Consider the following 14,101-nt stretch of genomic DNA (forward strand, 5'->3'; position numbering starts at 1 on the left):
GAAATAAAGAAACTTCTTTGGGTTATCTATCCTCGAGTTTTTTACGCTCTGGTAGAATTTAGCACCTTCTTTGTTTGCACAAAGGGTTGCTAAGGTTTCACAGGGTCTAATCCCTCCACCTTTCTTGATAACATCGTCAATAAGTGTTTGAACTTTTACGAGCACAAATATTCAATTATAAAATTGAATATTCCAAATTTATTTTGATTTTTATTTAAAAAAGTGTTTTGAATTATCATCAACACATGCAACCAAGTAATTAACAATCAACAAACTACATTGTTTCACTTAAACAAAAGGTTTAGTGTGTTTTTTATCTTAAGAACTACAAGATAACATAGAACAACCCACTTTATTTCGTGCCCATTCAGGACGTTTTACGAACCATTTTTCATTTTCTGGCTGCTCATCATAAGGTTTTTTCAGCAGTAAATATAACTCATTTAACAATACAAAATCATTTTTATTTGCATCATCAATGGCTAATTGCGCCATATAATTTCTAAGTACATATTTCGGGTTTACAACGTTCATTTTTACTTTTCTGTCTTCATCCGAAACAGTTTCATTCTGTAATCTATCTATATAATTTCGAAACCAGTTTTCCCAAGATTTTTTTATTTCGTCTACAATTTCTGAAGGCGTATAAAATGCTTTTTTAATTTTTTTTATTACCTCCTCTACAGTATCATTTTTAGAAACACTTGACAACAATCGGAAAAAAATTGTCATGTCTGTTTCTGTTTTTTGAAGTACTTCTTCAAGATCTGAAACTAACGTTCCGTCTGATTGTTTTGAAGAAAAAAGCCCTAATTTTTCTCGCATCATCTGCATGTACTTTTCAGGAAATTTTTCTTGATAATTTTCTAAAACAACTTCTAAAGGTTCAGCTTCTTCAATTAAAGGATATAAAGCATTTGCCAACTGATATAAATTCCATAAAACCACCTCTGGCTGTGAACCATATCGATAACGTTTATGTTTATTATCAGTAGTATTAGGTGTCCATCCATGATCATAACCTTCCAACCATCCGTAAGGTCCATAATCAATTGTTAAACCTAAAATCGACATATTATCTGTATTCATAACCCCGTGCACAAATCCAACACGCTGCCAATGAATTACCATTTCTAAGCTACGTTCGGCTACTTCCTTAAAAAAGGATACGTATGTTTCTTTTGAAGGTTCTCCTAAATGAGAAAAATGATGTTTAATTGTATAATCAACCAGTGTTTTTAATGTTTTTACATCTCCTCTGGCAGGAAATATTTGATAACTACCAAAACGTAAAAAAGACTCGGCTGTTCTACACACAATTGCTCCTTTTTCATATGCAGCATTTCCATCATACATCACGTCTCTTAGTACCTGATCTCCTGACAGTGCTAACGATAAAGCTCTTGTAGTAGGTACGCCCAAATGATGCATAGCCTCGCTACACAAATATTCACGAACAGAAGAACGTAACACTGCTAATCCGTCTGCAGTACGTGAATATGGTGTTTCACCAGCTCCTTTTAATTGTAAAACCCATTTTTTGTTATTATGGATTACTTCAAACAAATTAATTGCTCTACCGTCTCCTAATTGACCTGCCCAATGCCCAAACTGATGGCCTCCATAACACATTGCATAGGGTTGTGTACTAGCATATACTTTATTCCCTGTGAACACATTTTTAAACTCTTCGGAAGCTACTTTAGCTTCTATTAGTCCTAATTCATTTACCATTTCATCCGAAACATGAATTATTTCTGGATTGGACGTTTTTTTAGGAGTTACATACGAAAAGCAAGCTTCTGTAACCTGTCTTCGAGTATTTTCTTGAATTGGGTCTGCAGGTAACTCTTCTATAAAGGTATTTTGTATATTGAATTTCAACACGTTCTATTGTTCTTTTAATTTGTCTGCGTATAGCTTTTTCAATTTTGCCAATTTAGGTGAAATAACTACTACACAATACATTTGATCTTTATTCTTTTCGTAAAAATCTTGATGACTCTCATCTGCCATATGAAATTTGGATGCTGGACTTATTTCTGTTACAATTTCATCTTCATAGTAAGCAGCTAACTTTTCTATTACTTTTTCAGCAGTTATTTGTTGTTCTTCTGTATGATAAAAAATAACGGAACGGTACTGTGTTCCTACGTCTGCTCCTTGTTTGTTTAATGTTGTTGGGTCATGACTTGTCATAAACATTACCAATAACTCTTCATAACTTATTATTTCAGGATTAAACGTTGCTTGTACTACTTCTGCATGCCCTGTTAAACCTGAACAAATTTCTCTATAAGTTGGTGTTCCTGGTACAGTGCCCCCCATATAACCAGATACCACTTCTTCTACTCCTCTTATTTGATTTAAAACAGCTTCTACACACCAAAAACAACCGCCACCAACGGTTATTACTTCTAATTTATTATTTGTCATTTCTCTCCTTTCCTTATTCATCAGTATCTAAAATCATTGAAGCTGAGTTAATACAATAACGTAATCCGCTAGGTTCTGGCCCGTCAGGAAAAACATGTCCTAAATGAGCATCACAAGTATTACACATTACCTCCACACGTACCATACCGAAGGTAGTATCTTTCTCATACTGAATAGAATTTTCTTTTATAGGTTGTGTAAAGCTAGGCCAACCAGTACCTGAACTAAATTTAATAGTTGAATCGAACAAAGGTGTGCCACAGCATACACATTTATATTTTCCTTCATCATAAACACTACACAGTTCTCCTGAGTTTGGTCTTTCTGTTCCTTTTTGTCTAGTAACTCTAAACTGTTCTAGGGTTAAAAGTTCTTGCCATTCTACTGCTGTTTTTTCCACTCTTTTATCGGGTGTTGGATTGCCATTCACCGCAAAGTTAATTACATCTTTCCAAGTTAAAATTTTGTCGTTCATCTCGCTCATTCTTTTTATTTAACTTATTAGTAGTTCCTTTTTTATCTTACTTACAAAACTACGATTCATTATCAATTATACTCTTTTAAATTTTTACTATTTACAAAAAAGATATTTTTATCTTTTTATTATCCGACTGATTTTTATCATATTTTATCCTAGTAATTATCTAGAAATTTGAAGTAATGTTAATTTAAAAAATTATGAAAACATCAAAAATTATAATAGCATTACTCTTTTTTGCTACAACTACTATTTTTGCTCAATTAACAATTGATGCAGAACTACGTCCACGTGCTGAGTATAGGCATGGGTTTAAAACTTTATTTCCTGATAATACTAATCCTGCTCTTTTTGTTTCGCAAAGAACCCGACTTAACACTTCCTATAAAACTGAAAAATTAAACTTTTATGTTAGTTTTCAAGATGTAAGAGTTTGGGGAGATGTTCCGCAACTTAATAATGCTGATAACAGTGGCTTAAGTGTTCACCAAGCATGGGGAGAAATTTTTTTAGATGCTAATTTTTCTGTAAAATTAGGACGTCAAGAAGTTATATACGATGATAGCAGGGTTTTTGGTAATGTAGATTGGGCTCAACAAGCTCGAAGTCACGATATGGCTATGCTTAAATATCAAAAAGATGATTTTAAATTTGATATTGGTTTAGCTTTTAATCAATCGAAAGAAAACCTAACAGGAACGAACTTAACTACACCAAACACGTATAAAGCAATGCAATATGCATGGTTACATAAAGATTGGAATGACTTTTCTGGTAGTTTTTTGTTTTTAAATAACGGAATGCAATCTCCTAATGGGCTTACATACAGTCAAACTGTGGGAACGCATCTAACTGTCAAAAAGGATAAATTTACTATTGCTGCTAACTTATATTATCAATTTGGAAATGATGCTTTGGATAGAGAGTTAAGCGCTTATTTACTTGGTTTAGAAACGATGTTTAAAGCTTCTGAAAAAACAAAAGTTGGAATAGGTGTTGAATTACAAAGTGGTAATGACTACAATACTCCTGCTGATGAAAACAATGCTTTTACCCCTTTTTATGGAACCAATCATAAGTTTAATGGTTTTATGGATTATTTCTACGTAGGAAATCATATAAACAGTGTTGGTTTGTTAGATCTCTATGCAAAAGTTAACTTTAAATTAAACCTTAAATCTGGTTTAACAGCTTTTGTTCATAATTTTTCTGCAGCAGCAGATATTAATAACTCAGTTTCTAACCAACTAGGTACTGAAGTAGATTTAGTATACGGATATAAATTTACGAGAGACATCGATTTTAAAGCTGGTTATTCTCATCTATTTCCATCTGAAGGAATGGAAGTTTTAAAAGGAAACTCAGACGGCAATACGAATAACTGGGCTTGGGTTATGGTAACTATTAAGCCAACTTTATTTTCATCAAAAAACTAGAAATCATGGTAGTATCAAATAACAAAACAGTGGCTGATTATGTAACTGAAAACATAAAGACAGCACATGTATTTAAAAAATACGGAATTGACTTTTGCTGTGGAGGTGGTATAACAATTGCAAAAGCTTGTGCTAAAAACAACGTAGATCAAGCAGATATTGAAAAAGAGCTGACTGAAGTAGATGTAGTGAAAGATGTTATTGAAGATTATGATAAATGGGAATTGGATTTTTTAATAATTTATATTGAAAATGTACATCATACCTATGTAAGAGAAAGTCTACCTATCATTTCTCAATATGTTAATAAAGTTGCTAAAGTGCATGGACATCATTACGCTGAAGTTGTAGAAATAACTGATTTATTTCATGAAGTAGCAAATGAGCTACTATCACATATGCAAAAAGAAGAACAAGTATTATTTCCCTTCATAAAACAACTAGTACAAGCTGAAAAAGAAGGCACAAAAAATACAACACCTCCTTTCAGAACTGTAAACAATCCTATACAAATGATGGAGCATGAACATGAGAGTGCAGGTAATGTTTTTAAAGAAATAGCGAGACTATCTAATAATTATACACCTCCTGAGGGAGCTTGTAATACATTTAGAGCTTTGTATGCTAAACTAGATGAGTTTGAACAAGATTTACATAAGCACATACATCTTGAAAACAATATTTTACACCCTAAAACCATTGCTTTAGAAAAGAAAATACACTAATCAAAAGCAAAAAAAAAAGAGCATTTGAATGCTCCTTTTTTTGTTTTATTTATAATTTAATAAACCTGTTGAATGCCTCTCGTTCTAATTCTTCTCTAAAATTAGGATGTGCTATAGAAATTAGTGCTTTCGCTCTTTCCTTTAAACTCTTTCCAAACAAGTTAACTACTCCATACTCTGTTGCTACATAATGTACATGAGCTCTTGTAGTTGTAACTCCTGCTCCTTCTTTTAAGAACGGAGTAATTTTAGAAACTCCTTTCGCTGTTATTGATGGCATTGCGATTATTGCTTTTCCTTCTTTTGATAAGGATGCTCCTCTAATAAAATCCATTTGTCCTCCTACCCCTGAATATTGATATTTTCCAATAGTATCAGCACAAACTTGCCCTGTTAAATCAATTTCAATGGCACTATTAATTGCGGTTACTTTCGGATTTAGTTTTATGATAGATGTATCATTTGTATAACCTGCTTCTTTAAAATGCACTAACGGATTATCATCTATAAAATCATACAATTTTTGAGAACCCACAGCAAAACAAGTAACAATTTTTCCTGTTTTTATTTCTTTCTCTTCTCCTGTTATTATCCCTTTTTCTATTAAAGGTAATACACCATCAGAAAACATTTCTGTATGAATTCCTAAACGTTGATGGTTGGTTAAATTATGTAATACAGCATTGGGTATGTTTCCAATTCCCATTTGTAAAGTTGCTCCATCATCAATTAACCCTGCAACATTTTTTCCTATTTTGGTTTCTATTTCAGAAGGACTTCCTGTTATTGATATATGAATTGGTGAGTTCACTTCTACTGCATAATCAATATTACTTATATGTATGATACCGTCTCCATGAGTTCTAGGAACATTAGGATTTACTTGTGCTATTACAGTTTTAGCGGTTTGTATAGCTGGAAGTGTAATGTCTACTGAAGTACCTAAAGAACAGTATCCATGCTTGTCTGGAGGAGAAACTTGGATAAATGCTACATCTAACGGATAAATATTACGGCGGAATAACCAATGTATTTCACTTAAAAAAATAGGAATATAATCTCCGTTATTCGTATTCACTCCTTTCCTTACATTATCACCTACAAAGCAGCTTATCAATTTGAATGATTTGCTATAAGGTTCTTCTAAATACTTCGCTTTACCATGCGTATGAATTTGAATAATTTCTACATTGGTTAAGTCTTGATAGCGCTCACACAAAGTATCTATGAGTAAATTAGGAGTCATTGCTGCTCCTTGAAAAAATATTTTATTATTTGATTTTACAATAGCTACAGCTTCTTCAGCTGTAACAATCTTTAAATTTTCTGGCATTTTATTCAGTGTTTTATTCAGTGTTTTATAGGTACAAATATCACAAGAAAGTGCTATTTAATTAATGATAAAAGTCATGCTAACTAAACTAATTCACAAACTTGTTTCGTACTATTATCAGTATTAAAGTATCCTCCTTTACTCTCTTTTCTTTCTAATGATTGGTTAATAATTAAATATGCTATAGTAACCATATTTCTTAACTCACAAAGAGTTGTAGTAATTTTGGATGTTTTATACAACTTCTCTACCTCATTATAAATGATATCAAGCTTTGCTTTTGTTATTTTTAACCGAGTATTACTTCGTACAATTCCTACGTAACCTCGCATTAAAACTTGTAGTTCTTTTAAAGAGTTCTTAATGCGAAAGTAGTCAGACAGCAAAGTTTAAAATATGATATTAATCATATTACTATACACCCTCTGAATCTTCTTACTCTACCTTAAAATCAGTCCTGTGAATATTTTTCAAGTTGTTTGTCTAAATACTTCCAACAGTTGGTATTAATACTCTCATACATTTCTATAAGTTCCAAACCATGTTCAGTCAATGTCGTTCCACCACCTCTCAATCCTCCCGACATTTTAACGACAACAGGTTTTTTAGCTTTTTTATTGACAGAATCAATTAAATTCCATGCCTTTTTATATGACATTTTTAATTCTTTTGCCGATTTTGATAACGATTTAGTTTCTTTGATAGATTTCAATAACCGAACTCTTCCTTCACCTAAAAAAGTGGTATTATTTATTTCTATCCATATTCTACTTTTAATTTTATATGGCATAAATTATAATTGAACTAGAGCTCAAAACTAAAGGCTTATTTCTTTTTTATTTATGAGGCTAATCATAAACAGTAAATTATTTAAAACAATTATAAATTACATTTTTTCCATTATTTAAAAAAGACAAAAAAGTCTTTAACCTCTTCACTTTCAAGCTTATTCGTTATTTCTACAAAAACATAACGTATTGAAAAACTATGAGTTATGATAAATATCATTTTTTTAGTATTCATATATTTATTAATTTGTTAGAGAAATTAACAACTATTTTATGCCTATAAAAAGTTATCTAGCCCATCCTCATGATGGTAAAAAAGAAGAGCTCATTAAAGCTTTATCAACCTTAGGTCAATGTGAAGTAATTCCTGCTGAAAATAAAGATGTTTTAGTAGTAGTTACTGAGACTGATACCAAAGTAGAAGAAGAAACTTTAAAACAAAAATTAGAGACTATTAGTAGTTTAAAATTACTAGCTATGGTTTCAGGCTTCAATACACCTAAAAAGAACTAATTATGTATACCTCGACAACTAACAGACGAAGTTTTATAAAAAAAATGGCTGTGTTATCTGCCATGACAGCAGCTGCAACTATGTTTCCTGGAATTATGTTTGCTGGTGAACAAGAAAAAAAACTACCAAAAGGCAAAAATTTAGATTGGAAAAAAGCTCCTTGCCGATTCTGTGGTGTAGGATGTGGAGTAATGGTTGGTGTTGAAAACGGTAAAGCAGTCGCAGTAAAAGGTGATCCCAAGTCACCTGTTAATAAAGGATTGTGCTGTGTAAAAGGATATCACTCAGTCATGGCAATGTATGGTAAAGACCGTTTAACCAAACCGTTAGTTAAGAAAAATGGAACCTATGTAGAAACTTCAATGAAAGAAGCTTTAGATTTAATTTCTTCAAAAATGAAAGAAACCATAAAAGATTATGGTAAAGATGCAGTATCTATTTACGGTTCTGGGCAATGGACAATTCCTGATGGGTATGTGGCCTCTAAACTATTTAAAGGTTGTATAGGTACCAATAATGTAGAAGCCAATGCTCGTTTATGTATGGCTAGTGCCGTTACAGGATTTTTAACTTCCTTCGGTATAGATGAACCAATGGGGTGTTATGAAGATATTGATCATGCAGACGTATTTGTTTTATGGGGAAATAATATGGCTGAAATGCACCCAGTATTATTCTCTAGGATGTTAGATAACCGATTAAAAAGAGGTGTAAAAATCATCGATTTTGCTACGCGTACTACTCGTACTAGTATGGCTGCGGATAAATCTATTTTATTTTTACCTCAAACCGATTTAGCAGTTGCCAACGCTATTTGTTATGAAATTATAAATAATGGCTGGGTTAATAAATCTTTTGTTGAAAAGCACTGTAACTTTAATAAAGGATTGACCAACATGGGATATGGTTTAGAGGATAAATACAAGTTTAAAGATAAACCAGAAAAAATTAATTTTAAAGAATACAAAAAGTTTTTAGAAGACTATACGCCCGAAAAAGTAGAGAAATTTTCTGGTGTTTCTGCTAAAGATATTAAGTACATGGCTACTTACTATGGTGATCCTAATAAAAAAGTAATGTCACTTTGGTGTATGGGACCTAACCAACATAGTAGAGGTACTTGGATGAACAACTTAATTTACAACATCCATTTATTAACAGGAAAAATATCTACTCCTGGTAATAGTCCATTTTCTTTAACAGGTCAGCCATCGGCTTGTGGTACTGTTAGAGAAGTAGGTACCTTAACGCACAAACTTCCTCATGGTGTAGTGATGAATAAAGAACATCGTGAATTTGCTGCAAGAATTTGGGATGTTCCAGTTGAAAATATCGATCCAAAGCCTACATACCATACTGTTGAAATGTTTAGAGCTTTAGATAGAGGCGATATTCGTTTTATGTGGATTCAGGTAACAAACCCTATGGTAACCATGCCTAAATTAAAACGTTATAGAGATGCCGCTAAAAAAGAAGGGCGATTTATTGTCGTTTCTGACATCTACCCTACGCCAACAACAGATATAGCAGATGTTATTCTACCATCAGCAATGTGGGTAGAGCGTGAAGGTATGTACGGAAACTCAGAACGTAGAACCCAATATTTCGAGCAAATGGTACAACCACCAGGTGAAGCCATGAGCGATACTTGGCAATTAGTTGAGGTAGCAAAACGCTTAGGATATGAAAAACAGTTTTACTACAATGAAGAAACTCATATTGAAGAAATTTATGCTGAATATCGTAAACACCACGATAATAAAAAACACAACATGGCTCCTTTAGAGGTTTTAAAGGAAAACCCTGGAATGCAATGGCCTTATGTAGATGGAAAATCTACCCAATGGCGTTTTAATGCTAAATACGATCCAGCATGTAGCAATGGTGAAGATTTTCATTTTTATGGAAAACCAGATGGAAAAGCTATTATTTGGCAACGTCCATATGAACCAGCTGCAGAAGAACCAGATGCTGAATATCCATATTGGTTAAACACAGGTCGTGTTGTTGAACACTGGCATACCGGTTCTATGACAAGACGTATTCCTGTGCTTCACAAAGCAATGCCACATGGCTATGTTGAGTTAAACCCTGCCGATGCTAAACGCATGCAAATTAAAACAGGTGATAAGGTAAAACTAACAACACGTCGTGGTGAAATTACGCTGCCAGCTTCTATTAATCAACGAGGAGTACCTGCTCCAATGCAAGTATTTGTTCCTTTCTTTGATGAAAATATGCTAATTAATGATATCACACTCGACTCTTTTTGTCCTATTTCAAAAGAACCAGATTACAAAAAGTGTGCTGTTAAAATAGAAAAAGCTTAAGGTTATGAGAAAACGTTTAGGAATCATATCACTTTTTATCATTCTATTTATAGCTTTTATTGCTGTATGGAATTATAGTTATTATCAAGGTCAAGAAGAAGCCTATATTCCAATAGAAAACAACAGACCTATTCCTATTATTCCTTCTGAAACTGGTGTATTTCAGCGTTCAGAATATGCCTTAGATTATGCCAATATGCCTATAGATGACAATCATCAGCGAAGTATGAAAACCTATTACGAAAACAGAGCTTTCTATGGAGCTCCTCCTAGCATTCCTCATGAAGTTGCTAGTGAACGTAATATGGGAGAAAATAGCTGTTTAAAATGTCATGAAAATGGAGGTTTTGTAACAAAATTTGAAGCATATGCTCCCGTTACACCACATCCAGAGATGATAAACTGTCGCCAATGTCACGTGCCACAAAAAGCGCAAACACTATTTAAAGGAACCAACTTTACAAAGGGAACTATTCCTACTGTAGGAACAAACAATGCTTTGGTCGGAAGTCCGCCAGTAATTCCTCATCAATTACAACTACGAGAAAATTGTTTAGCCTGTCATGCTGGTCCTAGTGCCCCAAAAGAAATTAGAGTTACACATCCCGAACGAGTAAATTGTCGTCAATGTCATGTTCCTAATAATAAAATAACAGAAGACATAGGATCTTTCATCAGAAAATTTGAAAACTAATGAACTATTACCATCATATAAAACTACTGAGTTATCTATTTTTTATCGTCTTTATAATTACTTCATGTAAGCATAAAGAGGATGAATATCATAACATAACAGATAAAATAGAAGCTGAAAGTAAAAACTATCACGGTACTTCTATTTCTTCTGAAAAATACATTGGAAATGTTAAAACGATTGAGGTTACTGAAAACGGTCAAACATTTTTAATTCCTGAAAGAAAAGAACAAATAAAATCATTTGCTTGTACCGAATGTCATACGCAACCGTTGCATAAAATGCAAAGTAAAGATGCTACCAAAAAAGCACATTGGAACATTAAGGTAAATCATGCTGATAGCAATACTATGGATTGTACTACTTGCCACAATGGTGATAATCCTGATAATTTAAAAAGCCTTACAGGAAATTCAATTGATTTTAACAACAGTTATAAACTGTGTAGTCAATGTCACCAAAAACAATACAAAGACTGGACAGGAGGCGCACATGGAAAACGTATTGGTGGTTGGGCTCCTCCAAGAACTTCTATGACTTGCGTAAATTGTCATAATCCACATTCACCAAGTTTCCATTCAAAATGGCCAGCACGATTTAATACTCAAAAAATTAAAGAACGTAAATAAATTTAGGCATGAGCAATAACAACAAAAAATGGTTTACTCTAAACCTAAATAGTAAGCATAAACAGAAAAATAGTTCTTGTAGTTGTGGAAAAACATCTGGTGGATGTGATTCCCACGCTATTAAAGAAGAATTAAGTAATGAAGAGTTTTTTGAAAAAGCAGTAAATGCGTCTATAGGTGAAGAACGACATAAAGATGGTTTTGAGCAGGTATTTGATGTAAAAATGGATCGTAGATCTGCCTTCAAAAAACTAACGGCTAGCTTATTAATTGGAGCTGGCGCTGTGTCTTCTTGTACAAGTATCACTTCTAGTGACGAATCAAAAGAAAAAGCACAAATAGATTGGGAAGAGCAGTTTAAAGGAAACTATAAACTAATGACTGATGAAGAAAAAGAAGCAACTGTAAGTCGTTTAGTCCGTTCGTACCAATTACGTACTAGAAAAACAATAAATATGTCTTCTAAAAATGCAGAAGAAGATGTACTGTTTGGTTATGCTTTTAACATTTCTAAATGTCAAGGATATATGGATTGCGTGAGTGCTTGTGTTGAAGAAAATAACCAAGACAGAAACTCACAAATGCAATATATCCGAATCCATGAAATGAAAGATGGAAAAGGTTTTAATTTTAATGAAGCTGATGACAATTATTATCACGAAGTTCCTGCAGAAGGACATTTCTATATGGGAACTCAATGCTTTCATTGCGATAATCCACCATGCGTAGAAGTATGTCCTGTACAAGCTACTTGGAGAGAGAAAGACGGATTGGTAGTTGTAGATTACGATTGGTGTGTGGGTTGTCGATACTGTATGGCTGCATGTCCGTATGACGGGCGTAGATTTAACTGGAGCAAACCAGAAGTACCAGAAGAAGAGATCAACCACAATCAACATTACTTAGGAAATCGAATGCGTAAAAAGGGAGTGATGGAAAAGTGTACTTTTTGTGTGCAACGCTCTAGAGCAGGAAAAAATCCAGCATGTGTTGAAGCCTGCCCTACAGGAGCACGTATTTTCGGAAACTTACTCGATCCTAATAGTACTATTCGTTGGGTATTAGAAAATAAAAAAGTATTCAGATTAAAAGAAGATTTAGGTACCGAACCAAAGTTTTGGTACTTCATGGACTAAAATAAAACAAATGAAACAACTTAAAGTTTTTGGAAGCTTAGTTAAAGATAGTATAAATATTATTACTAAAGGATCTAAAAAATACCATCTGTGGATGGCTTTTTTAACCTTGGTTATATTAGTAGGTATGTATTGTTATTCTATCCAGTTAGAGCATGGTCTAAGTGTTACAGGAATGACCGATAGAGTAAGCTGGGGATTATACATTTCTAACTTTACTTTTTTAGTAGGGGTTGCTGCTGCTGCTGTTATGCTCGTTATGCCTACTTATGTATTAAAAGATATTGATTTTAAACAAGCTGTTTTAATTGGTGAAGGATTAGCGGTTGCTGCACTTATTATGTGTTTAGCTTTTGTTATTGCTGATATGGGAGGACCTTCTGTATTATGGCACATGATTCCCGGTATTGGAGTATTTAATTTTCCTAATTCAATGCTTACTTGGGATGTAATTGTACTAAACGGATACTTATTTCTAAACATTACAATTCCATTTTATATTTTATTTAGACATTATCAAGGAAAAGAGGCGAAAGCTAGTGTTTATGTACCCGGAGCTATTTTATCAGTTTTTTGGGCTGTAGGAATTCATTTAGTTACCGCCTTTTTATACCAAGGATTGCAAGCACGCCCTTTTTGGAACAATGCTTTATTGGGACCTAGATTTTTAGCTTCTGCATTTGCTGCGGGTCCAGCTCTTATTATTTTGGTATTAGCTATAATCAGAACCTTTACAGCTTTTAAAATTGAAGATAAAACCATTAAAAAAATAGCAATGGTTGTTACTGTTGCTGCTCAAATAAACATTATCATGTTAGTATCTGAATTGTTTAAAGAGTTTTATGCTCCAACTCATCACAGTGAAAGTGCCTACTACTTATTTTTTGGTTTAGATGGAAAAACAGCATTATTACCATGGATTTGGACTGCTATTTCATTAAATGTCTTAGCTACAATTATTCTAACTTTTCATAAACTTAGAAACAATTTGAAAGTATTATATTTTGCTTGTTTTATATTATTTATAGCTATTTGGATTGAAAAAGGGTTTGGTTTAATTGTACCAGGTTTCATTCCTGGTCCTTACGGAAAAATAGCTGAATACACTCCTACTGGAATAGAAATAGGTGTTACTTTAGGTATTTGGGCCTTAGGAGCTCTTATATTCACTATTTTAGCAAAAACAGCCATTGGTATTGAAACAGGAAAATTACGTTACAAAAATTAAATTATACTTTATTATAAACTAAAAAAGCTTATGAATTTTAAAACTCATAGGCTTTTTAGTACCTGATTGTATTTAGATCTACAAAGCCAAATACTGTAATGTTTACATTACTTTTTCTTACGTCTATATTTCTTTTACGCATCTTCGAAAACATCTCTTTATACTCCTCTCTTATACGTCAACATAGCCTCTACTCTTTGAGACTATAACTAACTAAATAGCTCTTGATCAATTTTCGCTCTTGATATTCTAACTAAGAAAGTCTTTCTTTAAGAAAGTATTCAACCTAAAATACGCGCATAAAAAAAACCTCAATCTACTAAAAGATTGAGGTTTGATAAAGAAAGGCAACGACCTACTCTCCCACCAGTGGCA

The 14,101-nt window shown here is 33.0% G+C and carries 14 protein-coding genes and 1 riboswitch; of the genes, 8 read left to right on the forward strand and 6 right to left on the reverse strand.

Translation table 11 applies throughout. The annotated features are described in order from the left end of the window. Nucleotides 1-19: 19 nt before the first annotated feature. Nucleotides 20-134: riboswitch (SAM riboswitch) on the reverse strand. Between the two features lie 184 nt (nt 135-318). Genes ACQYZ7_RS16435 through msrB form a run of 3 tightly spaced genes read right to left on the reverse strand, consistent with a single transcriptional unit; the run spans nt 319 to nt 2,899 of the window. Further along, a complete protein-coding gene (locus tag ACQYZ7_RS16435) occupies nt 319-1,884 on the reverse strand; it encodes a protein adenylyltransferase SelO (RefSeq protein ID WP_430730799.1) in 1,566 nt (521 codons plus the stop codon). 6 nt (nt 1,885-1,890) lie between these two features. After that, a complete protein-coding gene (msrA, locus tag ACQYZ7_RS16440) occupies nt 1,891-2,436 on the reverse strand; it encodes a peptide-methionine (S)-S-oxide reductase MsrA (RefSeq protein WP_430730800.1) in 546 nt (181 codons plus the stop codon). Nucleotides 2,437-2,449: 13 nt separating this feature from the next. Then, complete coding sequence (gene msrB / locus ACQYZ7_RS16445) at nt 2,450-2,899, reverse strand: peptide-methionine (R)-S-oxide reductase MsrB (protein ID WP_430730813.1); 450 nt, start codon at nt 2,897-2,899, stop codon at nt 2,450-2,452. 215 nt (nt 2,900-3,114) lie between these two features. On the opposite strand from msrB, the gene ACQYZ7_RS16450 reads away from it, so the two are divergent. Both ACQYZ7_RS16450 and ric read left to right on the forward strand, forming a co-directional pair. After that, nucleotides 3,115-4,350 (forward strand): alginate export family protein, encoded by a 1,236-nt coding sequence (locus ACQYZ7_RS16450; RefSeq protein ID WP_430730801.1) that lies wholly within the window; start codon nt 3,115-3,117, stop codon nt 4,348-4,350. A 5-nt stretch (nt 4,351-4,355) separates the two neighbouring features. Then, nucleotides 4,356-5,075, forward strand: coding sequence for an iron-sulfur cluster repair di-iron protein (gene ric, locus ACQYZ7_RS16455; protein ID WP_430730802.1), 720 nt, complete (start codon nt 4,356-4,358; stop codon nt 5,073-5,075). 49 nt (nt 5,076-5,124) lie between these two features. Here the strand turns inward: ric and ACQYZ7_RS16460 are convergent, their stop codons facing one another. The 3 genes from ACQYZ7_RS16460 to ACQYZ7_RS16470 form a co-directional block, all read right to left on the reverse strand. Beyond that, complete coding sequence (locus tag ACQYZ7_RS16460) at nt 5,125-6,408, reverse strand: acetyl-CoA hydrolase/transferase family protein (RefSeq protein WP_430730803.1); 1,284 nt, start codon at nt 6,406-6,408, stop codon at nt 5,125-5,127. Nucleotides 6,409-6,491: 83 nt separating this feature from the next. Further along, nucleotides 6,492-6,794, reverse strand: coding sequence for a hypothetical protein (locus ACQYZ7_RS16465; RefSeq protein ID WP_430730804.1), 303 nt, complete (start codon nt 6,792-6,794; stop codon nt 6,492-6,494). 65 nt (nt 6,795-6,859) lie between these two features. Beyond that, nucleotides 6,860-7,198: a winged helix-turn-helix domain-containing protein gene (locus tag ACQYZ7_RS16470; RefSeq protein WP_430730805.1), complete on the reverse strand. Its 339-nt coding sequence runs from the start codon at nt 7,196-7,198 to the stop codon at nt 6,860-6,862. A 271-nt stretch (nt 7,199-7,469) separates the two neighbouring features. On the opposite strand from ACQYZ7_RS16470, the gene ACQYZ7_RS16475 reads away from it, so the two are divergent. From ACQYZ7_RS16475 to dsrP, 6 genes are read left to right on the forward strand one after another with little or no spacing between them, the layout of a single operon-like run. Continuing rightward, on the forward strand, nt 7,470-7,709 hold the full coding sequence (locus ACQYZ7_RS16475) for a hypothetical protein (protein ID WP_430730806.1): 240 nt from the start codon (nt 7,470-7,472) through the stop codon (nt 7,707-7,709). Nucleotides 7,710-7,711: 2 nt separating this feature from the next. Further along, the gene (locus tag ACQYZ7_RS16480) at nt 7,712-10,039 is read left to right on the forward strand and encodes a molybdopterin-dependent oxidoreductase (RefSeq protein WP_430730807.1); all 2,328 of its coding nucleotides are present in this window, start codon (nt 7,712-7,714) and stop codon (nt 10,037-10,039) included. A gap of 4 nt (nt 10,040-10,043) precedes the next feature. Further along, nucleotides 10,044-10,733: a nitrate reductase cytochrome c-type subunit gene (locus tag ACQYZ7_RS16485; protein ID WP_430730808.1), complete on the forward strand. Its 690-nt coding sequence runs from the start codon at nt 10,044-10,046 to the stop codon at nt 10,731-10,733. Further along, nucleotides 10,733-11,362: a cytochrome c3 family protein gene (locus tag ACQYZ7_RS16490; protein WP_430730809.1), complete on the forward strand. Its 630-nt coding sequence runs from the start codon at nt 10,733-10,735 to the stop codon at nt 11,360-11,362. The genes ACQYZ7_RS16485 and ACQYZ7_RS16490 overlap by 1 nt, the downstream gene beginning before the upstream one ends. Nucleotides 11,363-11,370: 8 nt before the next feature. Beyond that, a complete protein-coding gene (locus ACQYZ7_RS16495) occupies nt 11,371-12,498 on the forward strand; it encodes a 4Fe-4S dicluster domain-containing protein (RefSeq protein ID WP_430730810.1) in 1,128 nt (375 codons plus the stop codon). A gap of 10 nt (nt 12,499-12,508) precedes the next feature. Next, nucleotides 12,509-13,726 (forward strand): sulfate reduction electron transfer complex DsrMKJOP subunit DsrP, encoded by a 1,218-nt coding sequence (gene dsrP, locus ACQYZ7_RS16500; protein ID WP_430730811.1) that lies wholly within the window; start codon nt 12,509-12,511, stop codon nt 13,724-13,726. The last annotated feature ends 375 nt before the right edge of the window (nt 13,727-14,101 follow it).

It is taken from the genome of Tenacibaculum sp. SDUM215027 (assembly GCF_050566205.1).
Lineage (GTDB): Bacteria > Bacteroidota > Bacteroidia > Flavobacteriales > Flavobacteriaceae > Polaribacter.